The following is a 16,245-nucleotide window of genomic DNA, read 5'->3' as shown; positions in this document are numbered from 1 at the left end:
CCAGGCCGAGCGTCGTCCAGAAAGGGAGGTAACCGGAAGCCCAGCAAGCATCATGCTCCTGCAAGAGTGATCGAGGCATCCAGCAATTGAGGCATCAAATGACCCTTCGAATCTCGGGAAAGAGCATCAGCATCGGCGAGGCGCTTCGCGCGCGCGTCAGCGAGCGCACCGACGAGGTCCTGCGAAAGTATTTTGATGGCAACTATTCGGGTCACATCACGCTGAGCAAGGATGGCTTCGGCTTCCGAACCGATTGCGCGCTGCATCTGGATTCCGGCATCACGCTGGAAGCCGAATCCAACGCCACCGACGCCTATGCCAGCGCGGACGCCGCGCTTTTGATGATCGAGAAGCGCCTGCGCCGCTACAAGAGCAGGCTCAAGGATCGCTCCGCCCGCAAGACCTATGCCGCGACTGCCGCGCTTGCCGAATTGAACGGCGTCGGGCTCGACGCGCCGAGCTACGTCATCGAGGCGCCCGAGAACGAGGACGAGGTCACCGAATACAGCCCGGTGATCATTGCCGAGGCAACCACCGCGCTGAAGCGGCTGTCGGTCAGCGAAGCTGTGATGGAGCTCGATCTGACCGGCGCCTCCTGCCTGGTGTTCCAGCATGGCGGCAGCGGCCGGTTGAACATCATTTACCGCCGTACGGACGGCAATGTCGGCTGGGTCGATCCGCCGGCGGTGAGCCCCTGAGGATAGTTGGCAGATGGCATTGACGTCCGAAGCCGGCCCTGCTTATGGTCCGCCGCCTCCAGGAACAAGGGGGGCGGAACAGGGTTCGCAGGTGTTGGCACCGCCGATACGTTGGAGTAGAAGCCCTGCCAACTGGACCCGGGCTAAGCCCGCATCCCACCTCATCTTCTTGACGCCGCCGCTGTAAAGCCTATTTCGCAACCTGACGGTCATTCACCTCGGAACGTCCCAATGCCGATTACCGATTTGGTCGCACCCGAGGCGATTCTCCCTGCTTTGAAAGTCATCAGCAAGAAGCAGGCGCTGCAGGAACTCGCCGCGCGTGCCTCCGCTCTGACCGGGCAGAATGAGCGCGCCATCTTCGAGGTGCTGCTGCAGCGCGAGAAGCTCGGCACCACGGCGGTCGGCTATGGCGTCGCCATTCCGCACGGCAAGCTGCCCAAGCTGGAGAAGCTGTTCGGCTTCTTCGCCCGCCTCGAGCGCCCGATCGATTTCGAGGCGATGGACGGCCAGCCGGTCGATCTGATCTTCCTGCTGCTGGCACCCGAAGGCGCCGGCGCCGACCACCTCAAGGCGCTGGCGCGGATCGCCCGCCTGCTGCGCGACCAGGACGTCGCCAAGAAGCTGCGTGCCTCACGCGATGCCCAGGCGATCTACTCGGTGCTCGCGCTGCCGCCGGCGAGCGCGGCGTAAACGTTCGCATTCGCGAATTCGTTCGCCCAACTTGTTATCAAGACATAGACTGCGCGCCACGCGGTGGCGCACGTCAATGCGCGATCGTTTCAATCTCCGTAGCCCGGATGGAGCGAAGCGCAATCCGGGGAAATCTTGCAACTGGCGAGAATCCCGGATTTCGCTGCGCTCCATCCGGGCTACGAAGCTTCATCGGGGCTACGAAGCTGCGTACTTCGCAATTCCCTCAGCAGATCGTCGGCAGCAGACGGCGGACTTCGTCGAGCAGATCGGGGATAGCCTTCTCGTCATTGGCGAGATGCCGGAGCAGCGCGCTCTGGAACAGGCCGTCGAACAGCGCGTACAGCGCAGCCGGTGACGATGCCGGCCGCTTGTTGCCGAGCTCGGCGTAGCGCGTGGCGATGCGCCAGATCATCGCTTCCAGGCTCTTGTCGATCTCGAGCACGTCCTTGCGGAACGCGGGCTCGAACATCGCCTGCGAGCGCAGATCGTACCAGAGCCGATGCATGCGCGCTTCGTTCTCGAGCGTGGCCGCGAGCTTGGCGAGGAAGCCTTCGGTCAATTCGTCGCGGCTGCGTGCTGTCGTCACCACCTCGTCATAGCGCGTCACGCATTTCGCCTTGTAGTGGCGGACGCAGCAGCAGATCAGGTCGAGCTTGTCGCTGAAGTAGTAGTGAAACACGCCGTGCGTGAATGCGGAGTTCTGCGCGATCTCGCGCAGGCTGGTGCGCGCGAAGCCGAGCTCGCCAAGCGTCTCCAGCGCGGCCTCCGCGAGCTCGACGCGCCGCGCGTTGAACTTCTCGTCGCGCAGCGCCTCGGCCGCTACGGCCACGCGTTGGGCCGCTCCTGTCGCTTGCCGCGCCATTCCGTGCCTTTCCTCTGCTTCTTCCCTCTAGCAACTATACCGCGACGACCGCGGCGCGCTCCATCTCTTCACAATCATCCTCTTTGACACTTGTCAAATTCAGACTTGACAAGTGTCAAGTTCCTGGACGAGGGTTGGCGAAATAATTTGGACAACCGTCAAGACGGCTGACCAATCGACGAACCAGGAGGAAATGCAACCGCCGGGGCGCGCCAACGCCGCGCCCTGCCGACGTCGGCCGCGATCACCATTGCGCTCCAAATGCGCAGGCCCCGGCCCGCGCTGCCTCTGTCAGCACCACCATCAATCGGCAAGCAAAGGGAGGACTACGTCATGAGTGGGAAGAGCCTTGAAGGCAGGAAAGCCCTGGTCACCGGCGGCGCCCGGGGCATTGGCGCGGCGATCGCGCAGGCATTGGCGCGATCCGGCGCCGCGGTCATGATCGGTGACATTCTGGATGACGCCGGCAAGGCCAGTGCGGCCGAGATCGTCAAGTCGGGGGTGAAGACCGGCTTCGCCAGGCTCGACGTCACCGACGATGCGCAATGGGAGCGCGCCGCCGCCGCGACGGTCGAAACCCTCGGCGGCTTCGACATCCTGATCAACAATGCCGGCATCGAGATCACCTCGCTGGTCGCCGACATCAAGGCCGAGGACGCGCGCCGCATGTGCGACGTCAACATCGTCGGCACCGTGCTCGGCATGAAGCACGCCTTCCGCGCGATGCGGCCGGGCGGCGCCGCGGGCAAGGGCGGCGCGGTCGTCAACATCGCTTCGGTCGCGGCGACGATCGCCTTCCCGAGCATCGCGGTCTATTCCGGCACCAAGTCCGCAGTCGACCGTATGACGCGCGTCGGCGCGATGGAAGCCGGCAAGCTCGGCTATGGCGTGCGCGTCAACTGCATCTATCCCGGCCTGATCCCGACCGACATGGGCCTGCAGCTTGCCAATGACATCGTGAAGATCGGTCTCGCGCCCGACGTCAACGCCGCCGTCGGTTCGGTGGTGGAGCAGACGCCGCTCGGCAAGCTCGCCGAGGTCTCCGATATCGCCGACGCCGCCGTGTTCCTGTGCTCGAACGATGCGCGCTTCATCACCGGCATCGGCCTGCCGGTCGATGGCGGCATGGGCATGTAGCAACAAAGCCGACAACAAGCATTTCGGAGGATCGCAATGAGCGAGAAGAAGCCCGTCATCGTCTATGGTGCTTCCGGCTATACCGGCCGGCTGGTCTGCGAATATCTGCGCGAGTACAACATCCCCTTCATCGCCGCCGGCCGCAGCGCCGAGAAGCTCAACGCCGCGATGAAGTCGAACGTGGCCGGCATCGAGACCGCCGATTACGAAGTCGTGTCGGTGCCGCACACCGTGGCCGCGCTGACCGAATTGTTCAAGGGCGCCTCCGTGGTGCTCAACACCGTGGGCCCCTTCGCCAAGTTCGGCGGCGAGGTGGTACAGGCCTGCCTGGCTGCCAAGTGCCACTATACGGATACGACCGGCGAGCAGGACTGGCTGATCACGCTCGAACATGAGTTTGGCACGAGGTTCGCCAATGCCGGCCTGCTGCTGGCGCCGGGCATCGCGCAGATGTACACCACCGGCGAGATCGCCGCGCAGCTGTGCCTGGAAACGCCCGGCCTCGACACGCTCGACATCGCCGTGTTCTGGGGCGGCAGCCCGACCATCGCCTCGACGCAGACCATCCTGGTCAACGCCGCGATGGCCAAGGCCTACTACCTGGAGCAGAACAAGTACGTCGAGCATCAGCCCGATGCCGGCCTCTACAACCTCGCCATCCCCGGCCAGCACGAGCTGGCGCTGGCGCTGCCGTGGGGCGGCACCTCGCACCCGGTGTGGTTCAAGCAGGATCCGCGCGTGGCCAACGTCAAGGTGCTGGGCGGCGTGTTCAATCGGGCGCTGATGCTGGGCGTGCCGCAGATCGTCGCCGCCGCGCTGGAGGCGACCAAGGACATGAAGCCCGACGAGCGCTACGCCGCGCTGGCGCAGACCGCTGCCGGCGTGATGAACACCATGCCGCCGCGCGAGAATCCGCGCGTCAACAAGTCGCTGGATTCGGTGTATGCCTCCGGCCCGCTGGGGCGCGCGCACTGCGTCATCTACGGCAACAGCAACTACAAGCAGACCGGCATGCTGCAGGCCTATGCTGCCGCGCACCTGCTGCAGCAGCCGCCCAAGCGCGTAGGCTTCGCCTCCGGCTGTCAGGCATTCGGCCATCGCGAGCTGCTCGGGCAATTGCGCAGCTTCGGCCTGGTCGGCAAGCCGGTCCTGACCGTGCATGATTGAGCTTGAGCCCCGATCGGATCGGGGCTCAACACTCCGTTCCCTGAAGCGTTTTCGTTTTGCTCGAAAACGCACCTTCGCGGGTGACGCACTAGCGCGTCACCCGCCTCTTGCGCGAGACCTGCCATGCGCTTCATCGATTATCTCGACAAGGGTGCCTCGCTCGGCGCCGACGCGCCATGCCTCACCATGGACGGGCGCGACCTCAGCTACGGCGAGGTGCAGCGGCTGAGCTACCGGATCGCGCGCGGGCTCGACCGGTCGGGCATCGCTCCCGGCGAGAAGGTCGCGATCCTGTCCGGCAACGATCCGCTCGCTTTCGCCTGCGTGTTCGGCATCTCGCGCGCGGCTGCCGTGTGGTGTCCGATCAATCCGCGCAACGAGGCCGCCGAGAACAAGTTCATTCTCGACCAGTTCGATTGCAGCCTGCTGCTGTTTCATTCGACCTTCGCGCCGATGGCCGAAGCGGTCCGGCAGGACCTGCCCAAGCTGCGCGCGCTGGTCTGTCTCGACGCCGAGCTGCCGTTCGCGCCGTCATTCGACCGCTGGCTCGGCGGGCTCGCCGACGATGTCTATCAGCGCGCCACGATCGACGATCTCGCGATGATCCCGGGCACCGGCGGCACCACCGGCAAGCCGAAGGGCGTGATGCTGTCGGGACGCAACATCGAGGCGATGACCGCGCTGACCCTGATGGGCTATCCGTTCAAGGGCCGTCCGATTTATCTCGCGCTGGCGCCGCTGACGCATGCCGCCGGCGTGCTCTGTTTCCCCATCATGACGCTGGGCGGCCGCGTCGTGATCATGCACCACCCTGACATCGGCGAGTTCCTGGCGCTGATCGAGCGCTACCGCGTCACCCACACCTTCCTGCCGCCGACCGTGATCTACATGCTGCTCGATCATCCCGGGCTCGACGCGGCCGATCGCAGCTCTCTGCAATGTTTCTGGTACGGCGCGGCACCGATCTCGGCGACGCGGCTCGCCGAAGCCCTGAAGCGGATCGGGCCGATGGCGCAGCTGTTCGGCCAGACCGAGGCGCCGATGATGATCTCGATCATGCCGCCCGCCGATCACTACAATCCGGACGGCACCATCGCGATGGAGCGACTCTCGTCGGCTGGGCGGATAGGCCCGCTGGTGCAGGCCGGCATCATGGATGGCGACGGCAAGCTGTTGCCGGCGGGATCGCGCGGCGAGATCGTCGTGCGCGGATCGCTTGTCATGGAAGGCTACTACAAGAACCCCGAGGCCACGCGCGAGGCTTCGGCGCATGGCTGGCACCACACCGGCGATATCGGCTACATCGACGGCGACGGCTACCTGTACATCGTCGATCGCGCCAAGGACATGATCATCACCGGCGGCTTCAACGTGTACTCGATCGAGGTCGAGAACGCGTTGCGTGCCCATGAGGCGGTGCAGGATTGCGCCGTCATCGGATTGCCCGACGACAAATGGGGCGAGCGGATCGTCGCCGTGGTGCAACCGCGCGCCGGCCACACCGTCGATGCGTCCGCGCTGGCCGCCTTCGTCAAGCAGCAGATCGGCAGCATCAAGACGCCGAAGCAGATCGAGGTCTGGGACGATCTCCCGCGTTCCAAGGTCGGCAAGGTGCTGAAGCCGGACATCCGCGCGCGGCTGGTGCAACGCTAAAGCATGATCCGGAAAAGTGCGAAGCGGTTTTCCGAAAAGATCATGCTCAAACAAAGAGCTAAGGCGCGATGACGATTCAACCTAATCTCATCGCGCTTTAGCCGTGCGATCCGGTGTCTACCTCTTGCCGTACTCGGTGAAGACGTAGTCGCGATTCTGTACCACCGTGTGGCACGCATAGCCGCACTTCGCGTCATTTTCCTGGGGCGGATTGTCCGCCGTGGTGGCGGGCCTGAATACATCCGACGCCGCGTCATACTCGAACGCGCCGTATCCCCATCCGCCGCTGTCCGCGAACCTCTTGCTGTCCTTGACCATGAAGTCGACGTCGTGCTGCGCGCCCGGCACCGTCGGCTGACCGGGATACGCCTCCTGCTTCTTCGGGATCCAATGGATCTTCGCCATCTTGGCGCCGTCCGGGAACGGCTTGCCATTGCCGGGTATGCCTTCCCGGAAGGCGCCGATCATCGCCGGATTGCCCAGGATCGCGGCGATGACGCCTTCGTTCTCGCTGATCGCGATCACGGGCCAGTCCTCGTATCCCCTGAACTCGGAGAACGCGAGACCATTGGGCACTTGCAGGCTGTATTTGTCCTGCGCGGAAATCGCGACGCCGGTCGCGAGGACGGAAATCGACACTGAAGCAACGAGATTGATCAGCGAGCTCTTCTGCATGGTCGCATCTCCTTCAATCGATTTGGCGGCGAATAATTCTTGCTGGAAATTCCCCTGTCGCAGTGCTTCTCGCGGGAACTTATCACAGCACGGAAATGCACAGAGCGAAATCGAGCCGCGGCCATGGTCCGCTGCCCAAGGCTGCGCAATGAATTGCTCAAGTTGAGCGAGCTTTCGCTTGGCGGTCGAAGACACGAGCACTTATTGACAACCAGCCGATGACGCCGGAAGACGGACGCGCGCAACATTGCGTGTGCGAACCAGGGATGACTGATGTCCCGCGATTTTCGCCTTGATCGCGTTCCCGTCGACGTTCTCGCTTACGAGCTCTCCGAGGAGAGGGCGAGTGCGCTCGGCCGCATGGGTCGCGCGCTGGAACAGGCGCTCGCCAAGCTGCGCGAGTTCGATACTGCCCATCCGCGCACGGAAGCACCGCCGTCAACACGACAGGCACGGCGCCTCCTGGTGCGGGAGGCCGGCCATGCGCTCTGGATGTTCGTGGTGCAGCGGGAGGCCTGCGGGCTGCGCAACAACCGCATGCTGATGCGCGACTACAACGTCCCCGGCGAGGTGCAACTCAGCATGGGCCCGATGCTCGCCACATCGACCACATCGCCATAAAAAATGCGCGGGCGCCTCGGTGTCGAGGCCTGCCCGCGCATTGAATTCGCGGATGCTAATTCAACCCTGCGTCAGTGGACGCTGACGGCCTGCAGCTCGTTGCTCCATGCGTTCGCGACGGCGGCTTCGCGGCTGTCGGTCAGCATGATCGGCGTGCCGTCGGCGGCGTGCAGTGCGAACAGTTTGAGGCCCGGCGCGATCTTCGGCGCCTGCGGAAAGAGATCCGGCACGTCCTCGGAGCGGACCTGCTTCACATAGGCGATATGACCTTCGCCCAGATGGGCCAGCGCTTCCGGCGTGACGCTCTCGGATTCGATGGTGGTGGTACTCAGTTCACTCATGGTCTCGACTCCTCAGTCAGATAAGCGGTCGAGTCCGCTCGTTGTTTCTATTATTCGTGCTCATTGATAGCGATTGTCTTAATGACCCGTTCAGGTTCCGGCCTGGCCAGATCAATCGACAACAACCCGTTCTTCAGATCCGCGCCCAGCACCTGCATCCCCTCCGCCAGCACGAAGGTGCGCTGGAAGTGGCGCGCGGCGATGCCGCGATGGATGTATTGCCGAGCCTTGTCGTCCTGCTGGCGGCCGCGGATGACGAGCTGATTTTCCTCAATAGTTACATCGAGTTGGTCGCGGGTGAAGCCCGCCACCGCCAGCGTGATGCGCAGCCGTTCAGGCTGCCCGTTGGTACGGTCGCACCGCTCGATGTTGTACGGAGGATAGCCGTCGGCGCCCTTCACGACGCGGTCGAGCGCACGCTCGATCTCGTCGAATCCCAAAAGGAACGGACTGGACAACGATGGAACACGAGACATTACAAAGTCCTCTCGAAGCGACTTTGAGGGGCCCTTGCGGCGCCCCATGCAACCGGCGGGCCGTCCGGCCTCCGGTCAGTGAGGGATATGGGGGCGATCTGGATAGCGTTCAAGCAGCCCCGAAACCAGCCTAAACGCCCGCAACATGGGGGTAAATTCTTCCCGATCGGTTACTCCCCGACGCGCTTGCGGCCGTCGGCGGTAAAAAGATGCAGCTTGTCACGGGGGGCGACGGCCCGGATCCGCTCGCCGATGGCTGGACCCGAGACGCCGGGAACCCGGACGATCACCTCGCCCGGCGGCAGCTCGCCCGGATTGGCGGCAACGCCCTGCTCCTCGCGCTGGCGGCTGCCATAGACGAAGGTCTCGGCGCCGACATGCTCGATCGCCTCGACCGTGAGGCCAAGCGCGACGCCGCCGGATCCGGTCTCGCTCGAGATCACGAAATCCTCCGGCCGGATCCCGACAATGCCGGCGCCGTCGGCGCCCGTGATCTGGGACTTCAGCTCGTCCGCGCGCAGCGGCATCAGGTTCATCGGCGGGGCGCCGATGAAGGAGGCGACGAAGGTGGTTGCCGGCTTCTGGTAGATCTCCAGGGGATTACCGATCTGCTCGACCTGCCCGCCGTTCATGACGACGAGGATGTCGGCGAGCGTCATCGCCTCGAGCTGGTCGTGGGTGACGTAGATTGAGGTGGTGTTGAGCCGGCGCTGCAGCTTGCGGATCTCGACCCGCATCGCGATGCGCAGCTTGGCGTCGAGGTTCGACAGCGGCTCGTCGAACAGGAACACTTTCGGCTGGCGCACGATGGCGCGGCCCATCGCGACGCGCTGGCGCTGGCCGCCGGAGAGCTGGCGCGGCTTGCGCTCCAGCATCGGCGACAGCTCGAGGACACGCGCGGCTTCCTCGACGCGGGTCTTGATCTCGGCCTCGGCCATGCCGCGGTTGCGCAGGCCGTAGGCCATGTTGTTGTAGACGCTCATATGCGGATAGAGCGCGTAGTTCTGGAACACCATCGCGATGTCGCGATCGGCGGGCTCGACCTGGTTGACGACGCGGCCGCCGATGTCGATCTCACCGCCGGTGATGGTCTCGAGCCCCGCGACCATGCGCAGCAGCGTGGACTTGCCGCAGCCGGATGGGCCGACCAGCACGCAGAACTGGCCGTCGCCGACGTCGACATCGACACCCTTGATGGCCTCGAAGCCGCCTGGATAGGTCTTGCGGACGCTGCGCAGCGTGACGTTAGCCATTACTTTTCCGTCTCCACCAATCCGCGCACGAACAGTTTCTGCATCACGACGACGACGAACACCGGCGGCAGCATCGCGAGCAACGCCGTCGCCATCACGATCGGCCATTCGGTCAGCGCATCGGTCGTCGTGATCATCTTGCGGATGCCGACCTGGATGGTCTGCATGTCGTCGCGCGTCGTGATCAACAGCGGCCAGAGGTACTGATTCCAGCCGAGGATGAAGAGGATCACGAACAGCGCCGCCATGTTGGTGCGCGACAGCGGCAGCAGCGTATCCCAGAAGAAGCGGAACGGGCCTGCGCCGTCGATGCGCGAAGCCTCCAGCAATTCATCCGGCACGGTCATGAAGAACTGGCGGAACAGCAGCGTCGCGGTGGCTGACGCAATCAGCGGCAGCGACAGGCCGGCATAGCTGTCCAGCAGATGCAGATCGGCGACGATCTTGTAGGTCGGATAGATGCGTACCTCGACCGGCAGCATCAAGGTGATGAAGATGATCCAGAAGATCGCCATCCGGAACGGAAACCGGAAATACACGATCGCGTAGGCCGAGATGATCGAGATCGCGATTTTGCCGACCGCGATCAAGAGCGCCATGATCAGCGAGTTCAGCATCATGTGGAGCACCGGCTCGCGGGTCGAGCCGCTCGTGCCGACAAACAGCGTCTGGTAGTAGGTCTGGAGGAAATGGCCGCCGGGCAGCAGCGACATCTGGCCGTTGGCGATGACGGCGTTGTCCTGGGTCGAGGCGACCAGCGCGAGATAGACCGGGAAGGCCACGATCGCGATCCCGATCCACAGGATGACGTGAGCCAGATAGCGCTGAAAGCCCTCCTCCTCGACCATCAGTAGGTCACCTTGCGCTCGACGAACCGGAACTGGATCGCCGTCAGCATGACGACGATGACCATCAGGATGACCGACTGCGCCGCCGACGAGCCGAGATTGCCGCCGAGCAGGCCGTCCGTATAGACCTTGTAGACCAGCGTCTCGGTCGCCTTGCCGGGACCGCCGCGGGTCATGGTGTCGATGATGCCGAAGGTGTCGAAGAAGGCGTAGACGATGTTGATGACCAAGAGAAAGAAGATGGTCGGCGACAACAGCGGGAAGATCACGGTCCAGAACCGCCGCATCGGACGGGCGCCGTCGATCGCGGCGGCCTCGATCACGCTCTTCGGGATGCTCTGCAGCCCGGCGAGGAAGAACAGGAAATTGTAGGAGATCTGCTTCCAGGCCGCGGCGAGGATGATCAGGGCCGCCGCCTGGTCGCCGTCGAGCAGCGGATTCCAGTCGATGCCCATGGCGCGCAGATAGCGCGACAGCACGCCGAGCGAGGGGTGCAGCATGAACACCCAGAGCACGCCGACCACCGGCGGGGCCACCGCATAGGGCCAGATCAGCAGCGTGCGATACAGCGTCGAGCCGCGCAGCGGCCTGTCAGCCATGACAGCGAGCAGCAGCGCGAAGGACAGCGAGGAGACCGCGATGGCGAACGAGAACACGAAGGTTCGGACGATCGCCGCGAAATAGGCCGGCTCCTTGAACAGATCGAGATAGTTCTCGAACCAGACGAAGCTGGTGGAGAGACCGAAAGCGTCCTGCAGCAGGAAGGATTGGATCACCGCCTGCACGGCCGGCCAGTAGAAAAAGATCAGGACGATCGCGAGTTGCGGGGCAACCAGCGCGTAAGGCAACAGCTTTGATTGGAAAATCGCTTGCTTTTGCATGGGTTCGGAAGAAGGGCGGGCCGCGGATGCGGCCTGCCGGTTGATGGCCCTAAAGCGCGATGAGATGAGGTTGGATCGTCATCGCGCCTTAGCTTGTCGTCTGGGCATGATCTTTTCGGAAAACCGCTTCGCACCTTTTTGGATCAAGCCCGAAGGCATCATGTCAGCGGACGGCGGTCTTTTCAAACTGCCGCAGCATCTGGTTGCCCCGCTCGACGGCGGCGTCCAGCGCCTGCTTGGCGGTCTTCTTGCCGGCCAGCGCCTGCTCGATCTCCTCCGACCACATGTCGCGCAGCTGCACCATGTTGCCGAGGCGCAGGCCGCGGGAATTCGCGGTCGGCTCCTTGTTGGTGAGCTCGAGCAGCGGGGTCTCGAGATAGGGCTGGTCCTTGTAGAAGCCTTCTTCCTTGGCCTTGGCATAGGCGGCCTTGGTGATCGGCAGATAGCCCGAGGCCTTGTGGATCCAGACCTGGCGGTCGGTGTCCGAGAGGAAGGTCAGGAACTTGGCCACGCCCTTGTATTCCTCGGCCGACTTGCCGCCCATCACCCAGAGCGAGGCGCCGCCGATGATCGAGTTCTGCGGCGCGCCCTTGGCGTCGGGATAATACGGCATCGGCGCCGCGGTGAAGTTGAATTTGGCCTGCGCCTTGACGTTGCCGAAGAAGGCCGACGAGGTCAGGTAGATCGGGCATTCGCCGGAAGTGAAGCGGCCTTCGCCGGTGTTGGTGCGGCCGGCATAGTCGTAGGTCTTGTCCTTCTGCAGCTCGACGAGGTTCTCGAGATGCTTGACCTGCAGCGGGCCGTTGAATTCGAGCACGGTGTCGAAGCCGTCGAGGCCGTTGGCCTTGCTGGCGAGCGGCACATTGTGCCAGGCCGAGAGCTGCTCGAGATTGACCCAGGTGACCCACGAGCCGGAGAAGCCGCAGGTGTTATAGCCGGCTGCCTTCAGCTTCTTGGCGTCGTCGAACACCTGCGGCCAGGTCTTCGGAATCTCCGCGATGTTGGCCTTCTTCAGCGCATCGAGATTGATCCACATCACCGTCGACGACGAGTTGAAGGGGAACGACAGCATCTCGCCCTTGGAGGTCGAGTAGTAGCCGGTGATCGCGGGCAGATAGACGCCCGGATCGAACTTCTCGCCGGCGTCGGCCATCAGCTTGTAGACCGGTTTGACGGCGCCGGTGGCGGCCATCATCGTCGCGGTGCCGACCTCGAACACCTGCATGATATGCGGTGCGTTGCCGGCGCGGAACGCGGCGATGCCGGCGTTCATGGTGTCGGCGTAGCCGCCCTTGTAGGTCGGGATCACCTTGTAGTCGGATTGCGAGGCGTTGAAGTCGTTGGCCAGCTTGACGATGACGTCGTTGTTGGCGCCGGTCATCGCGTGCCACCACTGGATCTCGGTCACCGCGAACGCGGGCGACGCGAATGCAAGCGCGGCAGCGGCTGCCGCGGCAGCGCCTAGTCGTCGAAAGAACATCAAAACCCCTCCCAATTGGAACGTCGTCTTTCGTTGCGCGCGTTATCAGCGCCGGATGACGTTCAAATGACCGTATAAACGAAAGTCATGGTAGGGGGGAAGCCGAAGCGAAGGGAAGCGGTAAAAAAGGCGAAGACCGCAGCCGCATCCGTGCGGTGCAACGCCGGCCGCGACGTTGCACCGCAGTGTTGATGCGTCGGCCGGTTCGAGACGGGCCGACGCTCCAGCTTTGTTCTGACGCGAACCGGTGCCCATCGCGCATCACGTGCGGGACAGGCTCGAAAACGCCTTTAGCGCTTACGCTGAGGACCGCAGACCACGCCCTTTTCAACCAGGCCGTTGATGTCGTCCTTCGAGTAGCCGAACTCGCCGAGCACTTCCGCGGCGTGCTGGCTGAACTTTGGCGGTGTGCGGCGCAGGTTCGGCTTGGTGCGTTCGAGGCGGATCGGCGAGGCGACGCCCTTGTACCAATCCTTCTCGATGACGTCGCCGCGGTGGATGGTGTGCGGGTTGGTCAGCGCCTGGTCGATCTTCTGCACTGGGCCTGCCGGCAGGCCGGCGGCGAGCAGCCGGTTGCACAGCGGCTCGGCCTCGTGCTGGCTGAATACCGCGGCCAGCTCGACGCGGAGCGCATCTCGGTTGGCGATGCGGTCCTTGTTGCGGGCAAAGCGCGGATCGGTGCCGAGCTCGGGCTTGCCGATCTCCTTGGCGAGCTTGCGGAAGGTTCCGTCATTGCCGACGCCGATGAAGATGTTGTCGGTCTTGGTCGGGAAGATCGCGTAAGGAACGAGGTTGGGATGCTCGTTGCCGGTGAGCGACGGCGGCTTGCCGTGCATGAAGTAGTTCGCGGTGTGCGGATGCATGATCGCGAGCCCGGTCTCGTACAGCGTCGTCTCGATGAACTGGCCGAGCCCCGAGCGCTGCCGCTCCGACAGCGCCATCAGGATGCCGATCGTGGCGTAGAGCCCGGTGGTGATGTCGACCAGCGGCACGCCGATCCGCATCGGACCGCTCTCCGGCGAGCCGGTCGCGGCGATCATGCCGGTCATCGCCTGGATGATCGCGTCATAGCCGGGATTGCCGCCGCGCGGGCCGTCGGCGCCGAAGCCGGAGATCCTGCAATGCACGAGGCGCGGAAATTTCGCGCGCAGCACGTCGTTGCCGATGCCCCATTTGTCGAGCGTGCCCGGCTTGAAATTCTCGATCAGCACGTCGGCGGTCTCGAGCATCTTCATCAGCACCGCGCGCCCGCCCTCGGAAGCGAGGTCGAGGCCGATCGAGCGCTTGTTGCGGTTGATGCCGACGAAATAGGCCGCATCCTCGTCATGGAAGGGAGGACCCCAGTCGCGCACCTCGTCGCCGGCGGGCGGCTCGACCTTGATCACGTCGGCGCCGTGGTCGGCGAGAATCTGGGTGCAATACGGACCGCCGAGCACGCGCGTCAGATCGATCACGCGCAGGCCGGTCATCGCGCCCGTAGCCGCTGGGGTATTCATGGAAACAACCTTCGCTCAGTTGGGATCAGATAACGAGGGTCCCAGAGCTAACGGTCTTCAGCCGGCCCAGCAATGCTTCCGTCGGCGCAGGCCCATGCGGCAGGCGGCGCATGCGTTCGCCAAGCGAACCAGCCGCTGAAAGAGCATGGTCCGCCACGCGTCGCGGCGGACCATTGCGTGGTGTGGAATTAGACGACGCTCAGCTTGACGTCGACATTGCCGCGGGTCGCGTTGGAATAGGGGCACACCTGGTGGGCCTTCTCGACCAGCGCTTCGGCATCGTTGCGCTCAAGGCCGGGCAGCGACACCGCGAGCTCGACGGCGAGGCCGAAGCCGCCTTCCGAGCGCGGGCCGATGCCGACCGTCGAGGTCACCGAGGCGTCGGCGGGAACCTTGGGGCCGCCCTGCGAGGCCACGAACTTCATCGCGCCGATGAAGCAGGCGGCATAGCCGGCCGCGAACAGCTGCTCCGGATTGTTGCCGGCACCGCCGCCGCCACCGAGTTCCTTCGGGGTCGTGAGCTTGACGTCGAGCGCGCCGTCGAGCGTTGCTGCATGGCCGTCGCGGCCGCCGGTTGCCTTGGCGCTGGTCTTGTAGAGCACGTTCACAGACATCGTGGTCTCCCTTGGTGGGTTGGGCTTGAATTCAACGACACGTGTATTGCACGCAAATATATTGCGCACAATATAAAATATGCGGCCTCACATTTAATTGTTCGCAATTGAATCCGCGGTCCCGTGAGCCCAGAATGACCCGGAAACGAGATGGATTCGATGGGAATCATGGCCAGGAAACCGACGGCGGCGGATCAGGCATTGCGGCTCGATAACCAGATCTGCTTTGCGGTCTATTCGACCGCGCACGCCTTCAACCGCGTCTACAAGCCGCTGCTCGACCGGCTCGGGCTGACCTATCCGCAGTATCTCGTGATGCTGGCGCTGTGGGAGCGCGACGACGTGGCGGTGAAGGACCTTGGCGAGCGCCTGTTCCTGGATTCCGGCACGCTGACGCCGCTCTTGAAGCGGCTGGAGGCGGCCGAGTTGATCAGGCGGACCCGGAGCACTGCGGACGAGCGGGTGGTGCTGATCGCGCTGACGCCGCAGGGCCACGCGCTGCGTGAAAAGGCCAAGGCCGTGCCGCAGTCGATTCTCGCAGCCTCGGACTGCACCGTCGGCGAACTGATGGCGATGAAGGACGAGATCGTCGCGCTGCGCGACCGGCTGAATGCGGTGCTGGGGGAGTAGGGGGCGTCTTCGCCCTACGGGCTACGCCGCGGCAGCCTTCGCGCTCACTTCGCTACGATGGATTTTCCGGGCTTGCCGAGCCGTAGCTCGCGAGGCGAGCGAAGGTTGGTGGAGCCAGGCGGGATCGAACCGCCGACCTCTTGCATGCCATGCAAGCGCTCTCCCAGCTGAGCTATGGCCCCTTATCCAGTTGGGATGATCCTGGGGGATCGATCCCGGCCGCGAGGCCTAGACGACTCGCGCGGCAGCACCGTTGATCATAGATCGGCGCCGATCTCAAGTCTCTTCGTCGCCGCCGACGTCACCAATGATGTCGGTGACGTCCTCATCGCCCTCTTCCTCGTCGGCGATGAAGGTCGAATCGTCGTCGTCATCGTCATCGATTGTCTCATCGACCTCGATATCGTCCTCGGATTCGGGAACCTGGGCCTTGACCTTCCCGGTGTTCTCCTCGGCATCGGCCTCCTCGAGCGAGACCATCTCTTCGGCCTCGGCGGGCTCCGGCATGTCGGCTGCGGTCGCAGGCGAACTGACGGTGGCGCCACGGCCCCGCGGCGGGGCGACCGGCGCGATCGGCACGACTTCGCCGGTATAGGGCGAGATCACCGGATTCTTGTTGAGGTCGTAGAACTTCTTGCCCGTGGTCGGGCAAATGCGCTTGGTTCCGAGCTCGGACTTGGCCACGTGGTAATCCCAGAATTTTCCTGAAAAACGGAG

At 64.0% G+C, this 16,245-nt stretch carries 18 protein-coding genes and 1 tRNA gene; 7 read left to right on the top strand and 12 right to left on the bottom strand.

Annotated features, from left to right (window positions below):
• Positions 1 to 98 precede the first annotated feature (98 nt).
• Together hpf and ptsN are read left to right on the top strand one after the other, a co-directional pair.
• Positions 99 to 698: a ribosome hibernation-promoting factor, HPF/YfiA family gene (gene hpf / locus ACVWY5_RS38625; protein WP_028337939.1), complete on the top strand. Its 600-nt coding sequence runs from the start codon at positions 99 to 101 to the stop codon at positions 696 to 698.
• Between the two features lie 231 nt (positions 699 to 929).
• Positions 930 to 1,391, top strand: coding sequence for a PTS IIA-like nitrogen regulatory protein PtsN (gene ptsN, locus ACVWY5_RS38620; protein WP_016843543.1), 462 nt, complete (start codon positions 930 to 932; stop codon positions 1,389 to 1,391).
• 226 nt (positions 1,392 to 1,617) lie between these two features.
• On the opposite strand, the gene ACVWY5_RS38615 is transcribed toward ptsN, so the two are convergent.
• Complete coding sequence (locus ACVWY5_RS38615) at positions 1,618 to 2,223, bottom strand: TetR/AcrR family transcriptional regulator (protein ID WP_026192040.1); 606 nt, start codon at positions 2,221 to 2,223, stop codon at positions 1,618 to 1,620.
• 366 nt (positions 2,224 to 2,589) lie between these two features.
• Here ACVWY5_RS38615 and ACVWY5_RS38610 point away from each other — a divergent pair, with 366 nt between their 5' ends.
• The 3 genes from ACVWY5_RS38610 (at position 2,590) to ACVWY5_RS38600 (ending at position 6,213) form a co-directional block, all read left to right on the top strand.
• Positions 2,590 to 3,393: an SDR family oxidoreductase gene (locus ACVWY5_RS38610; RefSeq protein WP_028337938.1), complete on the top strand. Its 804-nt coding sequence runs from the start codon at positions 2,590 to 2,592 to the stop codon at positions 3,391 to 3,393.
• A gap of 36 nt (positions 3,394 to 3,429) precedes the next feature.
• Positions 3,430 to 4,560: a DUF5938 domain-containing protein gene (locus ACVWY5_RS38605; protein WP_028337937.1), complete on the top strand. Its 1,131-nt coding sequence runs from the start codon at positions 3,430 to 3,432 to the stop codon at positions 4,558 to 4,560.
• 123 nt (positions 4,561 to 4,683) lie between these two features.
• Entirely contained in the window at positions 4,684 to 6,213 is a 1,530-nt protein-coding gene (locus ACVWY5_RS38600) for an AMP-binding protein (protein ID WP_028337936.1), read from the top strand.
• Positions 6,214 to 6,330: 117 nt separating this feature from the next.
• On the opposite strand, the gene ACVWY5_RS38595 is transcribed toward ACVWY5_RS38600, so the two are convergent.
• Positions 6,331 to 6,888 carry a cytochrome P460 family protein gene (locus ACVWY5_RS38595; protein WP_028337528.1) on the bottom strand — a complete coding sequence of 186 codons (558 nt, stop codon included), beginning with the start codon at positions 6,886 to 6,888 and terminating at the stop codon, positions 6,331 to 6,333.
• Between the two features lie 273 nt (positions 6,889 to 7,161).
• Here ACVWY5_RS38595 and ACVWY5_RS38590 point away from each other — a divergent pair, with 273 nt between their 5' ends.
• Positions 7,162 to 7,509 carry a DUF6665 family protein gene (locus ACVWY5_RS38590; protein ID WP_028337529.1) on the top strand — a complete coding sequence of 116 codons (348 nt, stop codon included), beginning with the start codon at positions 7,162 to 7,164 and terminating at the stop codon, positions 7,507 to 7,509.
• A gap of 71 nt (positions 7,510 to 7,580) precedes the next feature.
• On the opposite strand, the gene ACVWY5_RS38585 is transcribed toward ACVWY5_RS38590, so the two are convergent.
• The 8 genes from ACVWY5_RS38585 to ACVWY5_RS38550 all read right to left on the bottom strand — a co-directional run bounded on the left by ACVWY5_RS38585 (position 7,581) and on the right by ACVWY5_RS38550 (position 14,898).
• Complete coding sequence (locus ACVWY5_RS38585; RefSeq protein ID WP_016843536.1) at positions 7,581 to 7,850, bottom strand: BQ00720 family protein; 270 nt, start codon at positions 7,848 to 7,850, stop codon at positions 7,581 to 7,583.
• A gap of 50 nt (positions 7,851 to 7,900) precedes the next feature.
• Positions 7,901 to 8,326, bottom strand: a complete 426-nt coding sequence (locus ACVWY5_RS38580) for an Hsp20 family protein (RefSeq protein ID WP_021082592.1) — start codon at positions 8,324 to 8,326, stop codon at positions 7,901 to 7,903.
• A gap of 170 nt (positions 8,327 to 8,496) precedes the next feature.
• The gene (locus tag ACVWY5_RS38575) at positions 8,497 to 9,579 is read right to left on the bottom strand and encodes a sn-glycerol-3-phosphate import ATP-binding protein UgpC (protein ID WP_028337530.1); all 1,083 of its coding nucleotides are present in this window, start codon (positions 9,577 to 9,579) and stop codon (positions 8,497 to 8,499) included.
• Positions 9,579 to 10,427, bottom strand: coding sequence for a sn-glycerol-3-phosphate ABC transporter permease UgpE (gene ugpE, locus ACVWY5_RS38570; protein WP_028337531.1), 849 nt, complete (start codon positions 10,425 to 10,427; stop codon positions 9,579 to 9,581). The genes ACVWY5_RS38575 and ugpE overlap by 1 nt, the downstream gene beginning before the upstream one ends.
• A complete protein-coding gene (ugpA, locus tag ACVWY5_RS38565; RefSeq protein WP_028337532.1) occupies positions 10,427 to 11,308 on the bottom strand; it encodes a sn-glycerol-3-phosphate ABC transporter permease UgpA in 882 nt (293 codons plus the stop codon). Before ugpA ends, ugpE begins: the two co-directional genes overlap by 1 nt.
• 163 nt (positions 11,309 to 11,471) lie before the next feature.
• Complete coding sequence (ugpB, locus tag ACVWY5_RS38560; protein ID WP_028337533.1) at positions 11,472 to 12,788, bottom strand: sn-glycerol-3-phosphate ABC transporter substrate-binding protein UgpB; 1,317 nt, start codon at positions 12,786 to 12,788, stop codon at positions 11,472 to 11,474.
• A gap of 290 nt (positions 12,789 to 13,078) precedes the next feature.
• Positions 13,079 to 14,284: a CaiB/BaiF CoA transferase family protein gene (locus tag ACVWY5_RS38555; protein ID WP_028337534.1), complete on the bottom strand. Its 1,206-nt coding sequence runs from the start codon at positions 14,282 to 14,284 to the stop codon at positions 13,079 to 13,081.
• A gap of 188 nt (positions 14,285 to 14,472) precedes the next feature.
• Complete coding sequence (locus ACVWY5_RS38550) at positions 14,473 to 14,898, bottom strand: organic hydroperoxide resistance protein (RefSeq protein ID WP_028337535.1); 426 nt, start codon at positions 14,896 to 14,898, stop codon at positions 14,473 to 14,475.
• A 168-nt stretch (positions 14,899 to 15,066) separates the two neighbouring features.
• On the opposite strand from ACVWY5_RS38550, the gene ACVWY5_RS38545 reads away from it, so the two are divergent.
• Positions 15,067 to 15,528 (top strand): MarR family winged helix-turn-helix transcriptional regulator, encoded by a 462-nt coding sequence (locus ACVWY5_RS38545; RefSeq protein ID WP_028337536.1) that lies wholly within the window; start codon positions 15,067 to 15,069, stop codon positions 15,526 to 15,528.
• Between the two features lie 106 nt (positions 15,529 to 15,634).
• On the opposite strand, the gene ACVWY5_RS38540 is transcribed toward ACVWY5_RS38545, so the two are convergent.
• Positions 15,635 to 15,710 (bottom strand) — tRNA-Ala (locus ACVWY5_RS38540).
• 94 nt (positions 15,711 to 15,804) lie between these two features.
• Positions 15,805 to 16,212 carry a TIGR02300 family protein gene (locus ACVWY5_RS38535; RefSeq protein WP_028337537.1) on the bottom strand — a complete coding sequence of 136 codons (408 nt, stop codon included), beginning with the start codon at positions 16,210 to 16,212 and terminating at the stop codon, positions 15,805 to 15,807.
• Positions 16,213 to 16,245: the final 33 nt, after the last annotated feature.

The organism is Bradyrhizobium sp. USDA 3256 (assembly GCF_054058275.1).
The sequence above is the reverse complement of the archived record's forward strand: the minus strand, read 5'-3'. Positions and strand labels throughout refer to the sequence as shown.

Excerpts from the sequence above, each read along its gene's own strand:
- hpf (WP_028337939.1), top strand. The coding sequence starts at position 99 with ATGACCCTTCGAATCTCGGGAAAGAGCATCAGCATCGGCGAGGCGCTT.
- ptsN (WP_016843543.1), top strand. The coding sequence starts at position 930 with ATGCCGATTACCGATTTGGTCGCACCCGAGGCGATTCTCCCTGCTTTG.
- ACVWY5_RS38610 (WP_028337938.1), top strand. The coding sequence starts at position 2,590 with ATGAGTGGGAAGAGCCTTGAAGGCAGGAAAGCCCTGGTCACCGGCGGC.
- ACVWY5_RS38605 (WP_028337937.1), top strand. The coding sequence starts at position 3,430 with ATGAGCGAGAAGAAGCCCGTCATCGTCTATGGTGCTTCCGGCTATACC.
- ACVWY5_RS38600 (WP_028337936.1), top strand. The coding sequence starts at position 4,684 with ATGCGCTTCATCGATTATCTCGACAAGGGTGCCTCGCTCGGCGCCGAC.
- ACVWY5_RS38595 (WP_028337528.1), bottom strand. The coding sequence starts at position 6,888 with ATGCAGAAGAGCTCGCTGATCAATCTCGTTGCTTCAGTGTCGATTTCC.
- ACVWY5_RS38590 (WP_028337529.1), top strand. The coding sequence starts at position 7,162 with ATGTCCCGCGATTTTCGCCTTGATCGCGTTCCCGTCGACGTTCTCGCT.
- ACVWY5_RS38585 (WP_016843536.1), bottom strand. The coding sequence starts at position 7,850 with ATGAGTGAACTGAGTACCACCACCATCGAATCCGAGAGCGTCACGCCG.
- ACVWY5_RS38580 (WP_021082592.1), bottom strand. The coding sequence starts at position 8,326 with ATGTCTCGTGTTCCATCGTTGTCCAGTCCGTTCCTTTTGGGATTCGAC.
- ACVWY5_RS38575 (WP_028337530.1), bottom strand. The coding sequence starts at position 9,579 with ATGGCTAACGTCACGCTGCGCAGCGTCCGCAAGACCTATCCAGGCGGC.
- ugpE (WP_028337531.1), bottom strand. The coding sequence starts at position 10,427 with ATGGTCGAGGAGGAGGGCTTTCAGCGCTATCTGGCTCACGTCATCCTG.
- ugpA (WP_028337532.1), bottom strand. The coding sequence starts at position 11,308 with ATGCAAAAGCAAGCGATTTTCCAATCAAAGCTGTTGCCTTACGCGCTG.
- ugpB (WP_028337533.1), bottom strand. The coding sequence starts at position 12,788 with ATGTTCTTTCGACGACTAGGCGCTGCCGCGGCAGCCGCTGCCGCGCTT.
- ACVWY5_RS38555 (WP_028337534.1), bottom strand. The coding sequence starts at position 14,284 with ATGAATACCCCAGCGGCTACGGGCGCGATGACCGGCCTGCGCGTGATC.
- ACVWY5_RS38550 (WP_028337535.1), bottom strand. The coding sequence starts at position 14,898 with ATGTCTGTGAACGTGCTCTACAAGACCAGCGCCAAGGCAACCGGCGGC.
- ACVWY5_RS38545 (WP_028337536.1), top strand. The coding sequence starts at position 15,067 with ATGGCCAGGAAACCGACGGCGGCGGATCAGGCATTGCGGCTCGATAAC.